Annotated in this window: 12 protein-coding genes and 1 other annotated feature; of the genes, 2 read left to right on the forward strand and 10 right to left on the reverse strand. The window is 49.5% G+C overall.

What is annotated here, in order from left to right; all coding sequences use genetic code 11:
• Window positions 1–12: 12 nt before the first annotated feature.
• The gene (locus BFR57_RS01790) at window positions 13–903 is read left to right on the forward strand and encodes a TIGR01777 family oxidoreductase (protein WP_071462357.1); all 891 of its coding nucleotides are present in this window, start codon (window positions 13–15) and stop codon (window positions 901–903) included.
• Here the strand turns inward: BFR57_RS01790 and BFR57_RS01795 are convergent.
• The 10 genes from BFR57_RS01795 to BFR57_RS01840 all read right to left on the reverse strand — a co-directional run bounded on the left by BFR57_RS01795 (window position 860) and on the right by BFR57_RS01840 (window position 10,998).
• Window positions 860–1,732 (reverse strand): alpha/beta fold hydrolase, encoded by an 873-nt coding sequence (locus BFR57_RS01795; RefSeq protein WP_071462358.1) that lies wholly within the window; start codon window positions 1,730–1,732, stop codon window positions 860–862. The genes BFR57_RS01790 and BFR57_RS01795 overlap by 44 nt on opposite strands.
• 6 nt (window positions 1,733–1,738) lie before the next feature.
• Window positions 1,739–2,038 carry a YciI family protein gene (locus tag BFR57_RS01800; protein WP_006956556.1) on the reverse strand — a complete coding sequence of 100 codons (300 nt, stop codon included), beginning with the start codon at window positions 2,036–2,038 and terminating at the stop codon, window positions 1,739–1,741.
• A gap of 3 nt (window positions 2,039–2,041) precedes the next feature.
• Window positions 2,042–2,584 carry an inner membrane-spanning protein YciB gene (locus BFR57_RS01805; protein WP_071462359.1) on the reverse strand — a complete coding sequence of 181 codons (543 nt, stop codon included), beginning with the start codon at window positions 2,582–2,584 and terminating at the stop codon, window positions 2,042–2,044.
• Between the two features lie 8 nt (window positions 2,585–2,592).
• Window positions 2,593–3,399: a tryptophan synthase subunit alpha gene (gene trpA / locus BFR57_RS01810; RefSeq protein ID WP_071462360.1), complete on the reverse strand. Its 807-nt coding sequence runs from the start codon at window positions 3,397–3,399 to the stop codon at window positions 2,593–2,595.
• A gap of 11 nt (window positions 3,400–3,410) precedes the next feature.
• Complete coding sequence (trpB, locus tag BFR57_RS01815; RefSeq protein WP_071462361.1) at window positions 3,411–4,607, reverse strand: tryptophan synthase subunit beta; 1,197 nt, start codon at window positions 4,605–4,607, stop codon at window positions 3,411–3,413.
• Complete coding sequence (trpCF, locus tag BFR57_RS01820; protein ID WP_071462362.1) at window positions 4,604–6,040, reverse strand: bifunctional indole-3-glycerol-phosphate synthase TrpC/phosphoribosylanthranilate isomerase TrpF; 1,437 nt, start codon at window positions 6,038–6,040, stop codon at window positions 4,604–4,606. Before trpCF ends, trpB begins: the two co-directional genes overlap by 4 nt.
• Entirely contained in the window at window positions 6,030–7,046 is a 1,017-nt protein-coding gene (gene trpD, locus BFR57_RS01825) for an anthranilate phosphoribosyltransferase (RefSeq protein WP_071462363.1), read from the reverse strand. The genes trpCF and trpD overlap by 11 nt, the downstream gene beginning before the upstream one ends.
• On the reverse strand, window positions 7,039–7,668 hold the full coding sequence (locus BFR57_RS01830; RefSeq protein ID WP_071462364.1) for an aminodeoxychorismate/anthranilate synthase component II: 630 nt from the start codon (window positions 7,666–7,668) through the stop codon (window positions 7,039–7,041). Before BFR57_RS01830 ends, trpD begins: the two co-directional genes overlap by 8 nt.
• Window positions 7,665–9,263, reverse strand: coding sequence for an anthranilate synthase component 1 (locus BFR57_RS01835; protein ID WP_071462365.1), 1,599 nt, complete (start codon window positions 9,261–9,263; stop codon window positions 7,665–7,667). Before BFR57_RS01835 ends, BFR57_RS01830 begins: the two co-directional genes overlap by 4 nt.
• A gap of 33 nt (window positions 9,264–9,296) precedes the next feature.
• Window positions 9,297–9,399, reverse strand: a sequence feature (Trp leader region).
• A 111-nt stretch (window positions 9,400–9,510) separates the two neighbouring features.
• Entirely contained in the window at window positions 9,511–10,998 is a 1,488-nt protein-coding gene (locus BFR57_RS01840; RefSeq protein WP_071462766.1) for a S10 family peptidase, read from the reverse strand.
• Between the two features lie 239 nt (window positions 10,999–11,237).
• Here BFR57_RS01840 and BFR57_RS01845 point away from each other — a divergent pair, with 239 nt between their 5' ends.
• The gene (locus tag BFR57_RS01845; protein WP_071462767.1) at window positions 11,238–13,268 is read left to right on the forward strand and encodes an NADPH-dependent 2,4-dienoyl-CoA reductase; all 2,031 of its coding nucleotides are present in this window, start codon (window positions 11,238–11,240) and stop codon (window positions 13,266–13,268) included.

Raw genomic sequence — 13,268 nt, forward strand, 5'->3', positions numbered from 1 at the left:
GGGAGGCGAAGTATGAATATTCTTATAACTGGTGGCTCTGGGCTTATCGGCTCACGCTTTATTCGTTACTTCAGCCAACAACATTCATTTACGGTGACGACGCGCTCAGTAGAGCGCGTCAAGCAGCAATTTCGAGGTTGTAATGTTGATGTTGTGGGTGAACTGCCAACTGCTGAGGCGCTCGCCTCGTTTGATGCGGTGATTAACCTGCAAGGCGCTGGAATTGCTGATAAACGCTGGTCGGCCGAGCGTAAACAGCAATTGCAAAACAGTCGCTGGCAAGTCACTCAAGCCCTAGTACAGCAGATAAAAGCGTGTCCAACGCCACCCATCTTGCTCAGTGGTTCTGCAATTGGTGTCTATGGTCCGCGAAACAGCGAGCCGGTGGACGAGTCGGCTACGGCGAACCAACGCGATTTTGCCGTCGAACTTTGCGAGCAATGGGAGTCCATTGCGCTGCAAGTCAAGAATCACACGCGTGTCGTATGTTTACGCACCGGAGTTGTACTCGATAGTAGCCAAGGTGCCTTGCCACGCATGTCGCTACCCTATAAATTCGGTCTAGGTGGTCCGATGGGCTCCGGGGAACAAATGATGTCCTGGATTCACATTGAGGATATGATCCGTGCGATAGAATTTATTCTGCAGGACGACAGCATCTCGGGACCTGTTAACTTGACGGCACCTAATCCAACGACGAATAAACAGTTTAGCCAAACCTTAGCGAAAACGTTGCATCGACCCCATGTGTTGTTCGTTCCAGCGTTTGCTTTGAATCTAATGTTGGGAGAAATGGCCTCCATGTTATTGGAGGGGCAGGCGGTCGTGCCGAAAAAGCTCGAGCAAGCGGGGTTTAACTTTAATTTTCCTCAGTTACAAGACGCGCTGTCTGATCTGCTTTAATGGCGGGTAACAACGCTTTTTGCCAAAGCGTCTGTTGGTGCGTCGGTTTAAAGATATTAAAGTGTCCGATGCGGCGCCCCGCCTGTTGAGGAGTCAAACGCGTCAGCTTTTGTTGTGTATTAGGATAACGTTGTAAAAGTGCACGAACGTTATCCTCCACCAACAACTCATCATCACTAATAGCGAAGGCATGATACGATTGCGTTAAACGAAGGTAACCTTTGAGTTGTGCCGTCGATAAATGATCGAATAAATAATTGCGGCTGCGACACCAACGGCTCCACTGACGCATTGCCCGCGCGGGCATGTCGCCAACCATATTGAGCCGCTTTCCTGGAAAATAACCCGCAATCGGTGTGGCAAGTGGTATCGCAAAATACCATAACAGCCAAGATGTGCGTCTCACTTGAGGGCTCGCTTGTCGCCAGTACCCGGTTCCGGAAGCCACCGTGACTATCCTATCAATACGCTCGGGGTGAGGAATTAATCCCAAAAGTTGACCGCCTAAACTATGGCCTAACCAAATTAGTTCGGCGCTGGGAAGTTGCTCCCGTGCCCAAGTAAGCACTTCATCAAGGTCCTGGGTCGCCCAATCGATAATGTCGGTCTCAATTTTACTGAGCGGCTTATCTATAGAGTCGCCAATGCCGTAATAATCGAAACACGTCACGGCAATACCCTGTTCTGCCAACCACTGCGCAAATCGATGATAAAACCGTTGTTTTACGCCAAGGGCTGGCGCAATCACAACATGTTGTTGCGCCCCTGCGGCAGGAAAATAATTAATTGCTAATGCGCGGTTAGCATATTTGAGCCGTGTGGATTGCATACCGAGTTAGGGGAGTACCGGATTGAACGGTTTAACCTGCGCTGAACGGTAGACGCCCGCATCCCAGTATGGATCAGCGTGTGCCCATTGTTCGGCTTGTTCAAGAGTGTCGAATTCAGCGATTACAACTGAGCCTGTGAAACCCATGATACCCGGATCTTTTTCAGCGATCGCAGGGCAGGGGCCTGCGACAAGTAAACGTCCTTGTTCTTTTAATGCCTCTAAGCGTTTGATATGCGCTGGACGCGCTTGCTTACGCTTGGCGAGTGAATCGTCATGATCTTCTGCAAAAATCACAAACCACATGGCTTATTTATCTCCTTCCATGTCCTCGGCGTGTCGGTAGATATACATTCCTGTAGCAACGACAAGCACCAACGAAATGCCAATAATGCCAAAGACTTTAAAATTAACCCAAGCATCTTGTGACATATACTGAGCAACATAAACATTCACAGCGGCGATAGCCAAACACGTAATAACCCAAGCATATGTGAGTCGGTTCCAGGCGCTATCTGGCATTTTTATGTCTGCATCAAATAGGCTTTTTAGTGGACTGGTTTTTTTTATCCAAAGTGTGCCAGCTAACAATGCGGCAATCAGCACATAAATAATGGATACTTTGATTTTAACAAACCAATCATCGTGTAGAAAAACGGTGATGCCGCCAAAAACCAGCACGGCACCTAATACGATCCAGTGGCGGCTAGTAATTGGTTGCTTAAGCAGCTTAAGACCGACTAATTGTACAATCGTTAATCCCATTAAAGCCCAGGTTGCCGCGAAAATATCGACCATCTGATAAACAACAAAAAAGACAACTAATGGTAAATACTCTAATACCAGCGCCATGGATACTCCTACTGCGATGTGGCTGACTTCATCGACTCAACAAACTGTCCAAGTTGGTCGAGCATTTGTGCTGTATTGTCGAGGTTTTTTTCGATAATAGCAACGACCGCTGAACCACTGATAGCACCTTGAGCGCCTGCTTTAATCGTAGCCTTAACATGATCAGGTTGAGAAATACCGAAACCCAGCATAATTGGAGCTGAACCGGCTGAACGCAGTTGTGAAATGAGTTTCTCCGCCGGCACCTGCATTTGCGTTTCGGTACCTGTAACCCCCGAACGACTAAGCAAGTAAACATAGCCTTGGCTTTGTTTGGCAATCGCCTCGATCAACGAATCTGAAGCATCAGGTGGGCAAATAAAAACCGGAGCCACTTGACGATCGATGGCCGGTTGCGAGAAACGAATCGCCTCTTTGGTTGGTAAATCCGCGACTAGCACCGAGTCGACGCCGACGGCGGCCATTTTTTCATAAAAGGTATCGATACCCTTGGCAAAAATCAGGTTTGAGTAAACTAACAAGCCAATGGGAATTTCAGGCGCGTACGCTCGCACTTGCTCTAGAATCGATAAGCAGTCTTCAAACCGCGTACCTCCCTCAAGCGCGCGAACGTTAGCGCGCTGGATTACAGGACCATCGGCGACCGGGTCAGAAAAGGGAAGACCCAGCTCCAATGCATCGGCGCCCGCATCGATCAATCGTTTAATCACCTCAACGCTGACATCAGGAGTCGGGTCGCCCAGCGTCACAAAGGGCACAAAAGCGCCTTGATGTTGCTTGTCTAAGTTTGCAAATAGTTGTTCATAACGACTCATGTGTGGACACCCTATGATTGTTCTTGAGCATTGAAAATACGACGGACGTGATCGATATCTTTGTCACCACGGCCCGATAAATTGATCAATAGAATTTCTGGAGCATCGGGCTCAGCCGCGCGTTTCAGCGCATAGGCGAGCGCATGTGCAGATTCCAACGCAGGTATAATGCCCTCATGCCGAGAAAGTAGTTGAAATGCCGTCAATGCCTCATCATCCGTAACCGACTCATAACGTGCACGACCAATGGCCTTTAGGTGCGCGTGTTGTGGTCCAACACCTGGGTAGTCCAAACCTGCTGAGACTGAGTAGGATTCTTCCACTTGGCCTTCGTCGGTTTGCATCAAGTAGGTCAAGCAGCCGTGCAAGATACCTGGACTTCCCGCGGTGAGTGTAGCGCCGTGGTGTTGCGTATCGACGCCTTTGCCGGCGGGTTCAACGCCCACGAGAGCTACATTAGGTTCGTCGATAAAATCAGTGAACATGCCAATGGCATTCGAACCGCCCCCGACACAGGCAATAACCTCATCGGGTAAACGACCCGCTTGCTCAATGATTTGTTGCTTGGCTTCCTCGCCAATCATTTTGTGGAACTCACGCACAATTGTCGGGAAGGGGTGAGCTCCGGCTGCCGTACCGAGCAGGTAATGAGTGGTTGGGTAACTAGCCGTCCAATCTCGTAACGCTTCGTTCACCGCGTCTTTTAATGTACCACTACCGGTATCGACAGGCACTACTTTGGCGCCCATCAACTCCATTCGAAATACATTGGGCTGCTGACGTTCGACGTCTTTTTTGCCCATGTAAATAATGCATTCGAGGTCGAGCAATGCACAGGCCAGTGCGGTCGCTGTCCCGTGCTGCCCCGCGCCGGTCTCAGCGATAATCCGTGTTTTACCCATACGCTTGGCAAGCAATGCTTGTCCGAGTACCTGGTTAGTCTTATGCGCACCACCGTGTAACAAATCTTCACGTTTGAGATATATTTTTGTGCCGTTAGGGCTTTCAAGTGGCAAGTTACGACACAGTGATAAAGGCGTCGGTCGGCCTAAATAATTTTTCAGTAACCCACGAAACTCCTGTTGGAACGCCTCATCTTGTTGCGCATCGATAAAGGCTTTTTCTAGCTGCTCGAGCGCAGGTAGAAGGATTTCAGGTACGAACTGACCACCAAAATCACCAAAATAAGCTGAAAGTGACTGGCTCATGCTGCGGCCTCCTGTGACTGATTTGAGTTTGCATTGGCACCGTAGTGGCGAATGCGTTTAAAAAGAGAAGAAATTAACCGTGCGTCTTTGATGCCTGCTTGCCACTCTAATTTAGAGCTTGCATCGACACCACTGAAGCCTTGTTCAATTGCGTCGCAAACATTATCGGGACTAATGCCGCCAGCGAGGAGGCAACGTCCTCGTTCATCGGTATCTAATTCGCTCAGTAACTGCCAATCAAAGGTCTCACCGGTGCCACCTTGACCATGGTCGAGTACAAAGCGGTCAACTGAGTGACGCAATGGATGTTCATTGAGTCTGAATGGTGCGTCAACGGTTACAGCTTTCCAAATCTGTACGTGTGCGATACCGGCTTGCTTAAAGCGGTTCTTGAGTTCAACGGTAAAGTCGATATCTTCATGCCCGTGCAATTGCACTGCGTGTAAACCCAGTTCGAAAGCAGTATCAACAACAAAGGATAGCGGCTGGTCGGCAAATACGCCGACATACTGAAGACCCTGAACTTGACGGATAATCGCCCCGGCCTGGCTTGGTTCAATGCATCGAGGCGAACGCTCGGCAAAGATGAGTCCACCAAATACCGCACCGGCTGCATGAGCGTTTAAGGCGTCCTCCGCTCGAGTTAGTCCACAGACTTTGTTTTCACCATACAATAACTTACGGCAAGCCAGGTCGACATCGTTTTCAGCACTTAATGCACTTCCGACTAAAAAGCCATTTACGACATCACTGCAGCGGCGAATATCTTTGTGTTCACTAAAGCCCGACTCAGCAACAAGTAAGGCACCCTCGGGGGCATAGGGTGCGAGTTCATGACTGCGATTCGGGTTGATGCTTAGGTCGGTCAAGTCACGGTGATTAATACCAATAATGCGCGCACCTAACTGCGCGGCGCGACGCATTTCAGTCTCATTGGCGACTTCCGTCAGTACATCTAAACCTAAGTCGTCCGCGACTGCGTGCAGACGTTGATACTGATCATCATCGAGTACCGATAACATGAGCAGGATCGCATCAGCGCCAAAGTAGCGTGCACGATAAACTTGCTGTTCATCAATGAAGAAGTCCTTGCATAGTATCGGTAGGTTAACCTGTTGACTGACTGCCGCAAGGTATTCATAGCTGCCTTGAAAATACTCAGGTTCAGTCAATACCGAAATCGCGGCAGCATAGGGTTGGTAGGTCTTTGCCAACTCCACTGGATTAAAATCGGGGCGAATAAGTCCCTTGGAAGGGGACGCTTTTTTGCACTCTAGAATAAAGCCGGCTTGAGGCCGGTTCAACGCATCGTACAAACTACGCTCACTGCGCGACAGCGCGTGTTTGTCACTCGGCATCGGGTAGTGTTGATCCTGTTGCTCGTTCTGCACTCGCTTGCGGGCAACAATTTCAGTCAGAATATTACTTGACATGGATGACTCCTTGTACCGCTTGAATTGCCTCTAAGTGCGCCATGGCTGCGCCGCTTGCGAGATGCTCAAGCACTGCCTCGGCCGCTTGTTTGTAGTCTGAAAACTTATCTGCCATCACTAATAATGGTGCTGTGTTTATTGCAATGGCATGGTTGTGAGCGCGGGAACCTTGCCCGGCTAAGATACGTTTCAATACCGTCGCATTAAAGTCGGCATCGCCGCCTTTCAGTTCGCTCAGAGGGGCTTCATTCAAGCCAAAATCACTGACCGACAGGGTGTATTGTTCAAGTTGGTTATCACGTAACTCAACGACTTCCGTCGTGCCATGCAAAGCAAACTCGTCAACGCCAGAGCCATGCACGACCATAGCACGCTCAGTGCCAAGACGCTGTAAGGTTTCGGCCATCGGTTGTAGCCAAATTGGACTATATACGCCTAATAGCTGAATATTGGGCCGTGCTGGATTCACTAGCGGACCGATAAGGTTAAATAGGGTTCGTGTTTTGAGTGTTTGGCGCACGGGCATCGCATGTTTGATACCAGGATGATAATGCGGCGCAAATAAAAAGCAAAAGCCGTGGTCAGAGAGCTGTTTTGAAGCCTCGCGCGGATCGAGATCAACGCGCAGACCTAACGACTCTAATACATCGGCTGACCCTGAGCGCGATGATACGCTGCGGTTACCGTGCTTTGCCATGGGTAAGCCCATCGAAGAGGCAACTAATGCCGATGTGGTCGATAGATTAATACTATTGGAGCCATCACCACCGGTACCGCAACTGTCCGCAAGTATACCGTTGGTGCTTGTCAGAGGCTTACTCACATCGAGCACAGCACGCGCTGCACCGGCCAATTCGGCTGGCGTTTCACCGCGTAGTTTCATGGCGACCAATGCGGCACTGATTTGTGCATCATTGAGCTCACCTTTTACCAGGTGACGAAATAGTTTTTGACTCTCGTCCTGGGACAGAGGTCGACCTTCAAGCAGGGTGGTGATCTCATTCATGACTGTGTCCTTGACTAAACTGTGTAAAAAGGTACTGAACCGCATCCTGCAACATAAGTTTGCCGGTCGGTGTTAATAAAGATTCTGGATGAAATTGAAAACCCACAGCATTCAATTCGGTAAACGCCGCCGCCATAGGAATCATTCCATTGACGCTTTGACATTCCCCGACTACGTCAATGGTCGCTGGTAAATCGTAAATACTGAGTGAGTGATAACGACCGATGACGCAATGATTTGGTTGCGGTTGGCTCGCGAACAGTGGGTGAGAGCGAAACAACATTTGTGCGGTTTTGCCATGCACGACCTCGCCACAGCGGTCGACTCGGGCACCGCTTTTTTCAGCCAGAGCTTGAAAACCTAAACAGATACCGAGCATGGGATATCGCTTTTGGCATGCATCGATCATGTCCATTAAATGCCCCGCCTGCGACGGGCTACCAGGACCGGGCGATAGACAGACGACTTGCGGACCTGAGTAACTATCGAGTTCGCTTATTAAGCGTTCGGCACTGATCGTGTTGCGATAAACTTTTAGCTCATAACCAAGTTGGCTGAGCTCATCAACTAAGTTGTAAGAGAACGAGTCAAGGTTATCAATGAGCGTAATACGACCTTTCATGAGCGCTCTCCTTGTGCGTTCGCTGTCTGCACTGCGGCGATTACGGCGCGTGCTTTGTTTTCCGTTTCCTCAACTTCCGCCTGCGGATCGGAGTCGTGCACCACGCCGGCACCGGCTTGAACTAATGCACGTCCCTCACTCACGAAGGCGGACCGTATAACGATGCAGGTATCCATGTCGCCATTACCAGCCAGATAACCAACAGCACCGCCGTAGCTGCCACGCGCTTGCTGCTCGACCTGTCGGATTAGCCGTGCCGCGCTGACTTTGGGAGCGCCAATGAGTGTGCCCATATTCATACAGGCGCGGTAAGCGTGAAGCGCATCGCAGTCTTCACGTAGTTGACCGACAACACGAGACACCAAGTGCATTACGTGGGAGTAACGATCAACTTTGAGTAGGTCAGCGACATTGCGTGTACCAGGTTGGCAAATCCGCGCAAGGTCGTTTCGTGCAAGGTCGACTAGCATCAGGTGTTCTGATAATTCTTTTTGATCCATGCGTAACTCGAGTTCTAAACGACTATCGAGATCGTGATCAATGTTGCCGTCAGGCTGCTTGCCGCGAGGACGGGTGCCTGCAATCGGATAGAGTTCGACTTGATTACTCGCCGCGGTGTACTTTAAAGCGGACTCAGGTGAGGCGCCGAATAGCGTGAAATCTGGATGACTTAAATAAAACATGTAGGGTGATGGGTTGGTCTGCTTAAGTACGGCGTAGCTCGCAAGTGCATCGTGACACGGTAAACTAAAGCGACGCGAGGGCACTACTTGAAAAATATCGCCGTCGAGAATATGTTCTTTCAACTCCGAGACATGTTGCTTAAATACCGCTTGTGAGGGCGTTGCTGTAACACTTTGATAGTCTGCGGCAAGCGGAGTGTAATGGGTTTGCTGACGTGGCGGTAATTGACACCGTGCTGCGAGCTCTCCGATGCGCTGGCTCATTTGCGCATATGCGTCGGAGGACACTTCGGGTGTAAACAAGCTGGCTATTAATTGACTCGACTGGCGTTGATGGTCGACCGCTAGCAGTGTTTCAGACACATAGAGCACATAATCAGGTGCGCAATTTTCGCCAGCTTCAACCTGTGGCAATTGCTCATAACTGGCAAGTAAGTCGTAACCCAATGAGCCTGCAAGGAATACCGCAAACTCGTGGTTTGAAGCTGCGTTGCGACGCTCTAGCGTGTTTTGGATAAGCCGCAACGGCTCGAAGTTAGAGACCTCTTTAAGGCGACTTATCTCGTCCAGATCTCGGTTGGAAACAGGGAATTCGAATTCACTGGTTGACTCCGAGGCCGCCAGCAAATAATCACTGAGCTGTTGGTCTAACAGCGCTTTAAGTGGCTTACCGTTATTCGTCAGTGCTTGCACGATAACGCGCTGACCGCTGCATTTGAGTTCGAGGGCGGCATCGATGAGTAACAGACTTTTTAGCGCTTGTTTGGTGCCGATATCGGCTGAATCGAGTAGCACGTGACGACCATGAGGTTGGCAAACCTGTTGGTACACGCTCTGCGTATCGGCTTGGTAGGGTAACTCGACCTGAATCGATGTGACCGCTGCTAGCGCTTGTTGAGTGTTTGAATTCATTTAACTACTTCCTTTTGAGACCGCCCAACAAGCATAAAAAAACCCGCTCGTTGAGCGGGTTTTCGAAACTGTACTTATTTACGTATGCGCACAGAACCACAACCCGCTAATTCGGGAAGTGCCACCACCAAGCTTGTAGTGAAAATTGTGCGAGTTGCATCGTAATAATGTCCAATTCGTTTCAGTTTGCTAATCAGTTGTTGACAAATTACCGCGCAAAGAGCGCGGTGTCAACACCCAAAACGCATTACTTGTATTGTGCCGGCTGACCTTCTTCAGGAAGTGCATTCATAATAAATTCGCGAAGATCTTGATTAGACTTCTGCAAGTCAGGGCGGCGCAGATACATCATGTGACCACTACGATAACCTTTAAAGCTAATACGATCTTGCATTAACTTGCTGCGGTCTAACTGCCAAGTTGTATACTTCGCGTCAAAGTAGTTGGTCGCACCATCGAAATAACCTGACTGTACCATCACATTCAGATAAGGGTTCGCTGCCATCGCCTCGCGGAGCTGCTCGCCAGTGTTGTTATTAGTACGATCCCATGGGTGAACAGGACCGAACATGTTGTATTTCACATCGGTCTTGTAACCCAACTCTTCCCGTAAATAGTAGTTAATTGCAGGCGTGAACGAGTGTAACCATGAAGTCAGTTCAGCATTGTAGTCAGGACTATCACCTGCGCGGCTGCCATCGATACCTAAATAGCGAGAGTCCAGACGACCAATTGTGCGATCGCGGTCACGTAAGAGTTCTTTCCAGAAATACCAAGTGCTTGGTGCTAAGTTATTACTCAACACGGCTTCTTCTGAAAGACCGGAGTAGCGCGCCACTTGCGAAGCGATCTGCTCACGTTGTTGTTGAGTCAATGAAGCGCCTTTTGCTAGCGCGGGTAAATATTCGTTGAGCGTGTATGACTCCGCTTCATCGAGTACCTCTAGCAGGTCCTTACTTTGCAGGTCGCTTGGTAATGCGTCGTGGTACCAGGCTGCGGCAGCAAAGTAAGGCAGACGATTAGCTTCTTCAACGGGGCCGCTGCGCTCAATACCTAACTCGGTCGGTGACACCAATACCACGCCGTTGAGATACATCCACTGTTGGTTTTGCAGTGCATGAGCTAGACCGGATACACGTGTTGTACCATAGCTTTCACCAATTAAGAACTTAGGTGAACGCCAGCGGTCGTAACGTGAGGTAAAGGTATTCATCCACTCTGCTAAGTATTGGATGTCCGAATTTACCCCAAAAAACATCTTTTGTTGTGCATCACGAGAAGGCATTTCGCCGTCCTCATTGGGTAGCACGCGCGAGTAACCCGTGTTAACTGGGTTGATAAATACGATGTCAGCGACGTCTAAAATTGAATAAGGGTTATCCTCGACGCCGTAAGGTTGCACGGGGTAACCTTCATCACTGAGTTTGAGGACTTTTGGGCCGGTATAGGCTAAATGCATCCATACCGAAGCCGAGCCTGGACCGCCATTAAACGAATAGATAATGGGTCGCTTTTCACGATTATCAATGTCTTCTCGTTTGTAATAGGTGTAGAACAAGGTGGCCGTTGGTTTACCTTCGTCGTTCCATACCGGTAAGGTGCCGGCCGTTGCCGTATAATCAACAGTTTCGCCGCGAATTTCGACACTGTGCTCAGTGGTCTTACTTGATTCAATCGGAATTAAACGCTGGTGCGCCGTCACGTCTTGAGTCTGTGCTTGAGCATCCAATGTCATGACTGAGGCGGTTGTTAATAAAGTCGCAGTTAATGTGCCTACGATAGTTTTTGTTGCTAAAGTCATAACGCTCTCCTTGGAATTTTCCATATCAGATTAGCAGGTTTTTACCTGTAGGGGTCAAAACAAATGCGACCATCGTGCGAACAAACACGACTACTGATAGGCTTGAGCAAATACCCATAAAGGTATAGAGTGAGCTAAAATTAAACGCCCGTTTAAAATAGAGAATAATGAAGATGGTAGCTAACAAACAACAGTATCCGACGCTTTTTACACCGCTTGAGCTTGGCTTTACTCAGTTAAAAAACCGCGTGCTCATGGGCTCAATGCATACGGGACTCGAAGAAGAGAAAAATGGCTTCGAAAAGCTGGCAGCTTTCTACGAGGCGCGTGCTAAGGGCGGCGTCGGCTTGATTGTCACAGGGGGTATCAGTCCAAACTTTAGAGGACGATTGGCGCCTTTTGGAAGTGAGCTGTCAAAGCCGTGGCACGTCGCTAAACATCGAAAAGTGACAGATGCTGTACATAAGCATGATAGTAAAATTTGTCTGCAAATCTTGCATGCCGGACGTTACAGCTATCACCCGTTTTCTTTAGCTCCGAGTGCAATTAAAGCGCCTATCACGCCTTTTAGCCCTAAAGCGATGAGTGAACGACAAATCACCAATACCATTCGCCACTACGGGCGCTGCGCTAAGCTCGCTCAGAAGGCAGGGTATGACGGTGTTGAGATCATGGGCTCGGAAGGTTACTTGATTAATCAATTCCTCTGCCCGCGCACAAATAAGCGCTCGGATGAGTGGGGTGGCGATTTTAACGGACGTAGTCGCTTGGCACTCGCAATCGTTAATCGCGTGCGCGAGCAAGTGGGTAAGGACTTTATTATTATTTTTAGACTGTCCATGCTGGACTTGGTTGAAGACGGTCATACGCTCGACGAGGTCATTGAGTTAGGACAAGCGCTTGAGAAAGCCGGAGTGACCATCATCAACACCGGTATTGGCTGGCACGAAGCGCGTGTGCCAACGATCGTGACGTCGGTACCACGGGGCGCGTTTGCATGGATCACTGAGCGTGTGAAGCAGTCACTGTCAGTGCCCGTTGTGGCGGTTAATCGTATCAATACGCCTGAAATTGCTGAGCATATCTTGTCTAGTGGACAAGCTGACATGGTGTCGATGGCACGCCCGTTGTTGGCCGATCCCGAGCTAGTGATCAAGGCGCAACGCCAACAACCTGAAAAAATTAACACCTGCATTGCGTGTAATCAGGCGTGTCTTGATCATGTGTTCTCGAATAAGCGGGCGTCGTGTCTGGTTAATCCACTCGCATGCTACGAAACTGAGTTATTAATGCAGCCGACGCAACAGTCAAAACGGCTCGCAGTGGTTGGAGCAGGCCCTGCGGGGTTAGCGTTTGCGTGCTTCGCCGCTGAGCGTGGTCATGATGTGACGCTGTTTGATAAAGCGAGCGAAATCGGTGGACAGTTTAACTACGCGAAACAAATTCCTGGCAAAGAGGAGTTTTTCGAAACCCTACGTTATTTCGATGAACGCTTAAAAGACGCGGGTGTGAAACGTGTCTTGGGTGAGGAACAATCGACTGAAAGTCTCACTGAGGGTGGCTTTGACGAAGTCATCTTGGCTACCGGAGTACTGCCTCGCCAAGTTGATATTGAAGGTATCGATCAGCCCCATGTGTTGAGTTATTTGGATGTATTGCGTGATCACAAAGCGGTCGGCCAACGTGTAGCGCTGATAGGCGCAGGGGGTATCGGATTTGACGTGGCAGAGTATCTGACGACTGAAGAGCAACTGACGCTCGATGAGTCGGCTTGGAGCGAGCGTTGGGGAATCGATAAATCTTATGAAACGCGTGGCGGCTTAAAACAGCAACATCCAGAAGACAGTCCTCGCGAAGTCTGGTTGCTGCAGCGTAAAGAGAGCAAAGTGGGTAAAGGCTTGGGGAAAACGTCGGGCTGGGTACACCGTACTGAACTGAAAAGTAAAAAAGTGCACATGTGGAATGGTGTGACCTATAAGAAAGTGACAGCCGAGGGCTTATTGATTGAGCGCGATGGTAAAGAGCAACTGATTGAAGTGGATAATATTATTATTTGTGCAGGACAGGTTCCGCTACGCGCGTTACAATCTTCGCTAGAGCAACAGGGCAAACCCGTGCATCTTATTGGTGGCGCTGACGTAGCCGCTGAACTCGATGCGAAACGAGCGATTCGTCAAGGGGCGGAACTCGCAGCAAGGATTTAA

The sequence above is a fragment of the Idiomarina sp. MD25a genome (genome assembly GCF_001870515.1).
Lineage (GTDB): Bacteria > Pseudomonadota > Gammaproteobacteria > Enterobacterales > Alteromonadaceae > Idiomarina.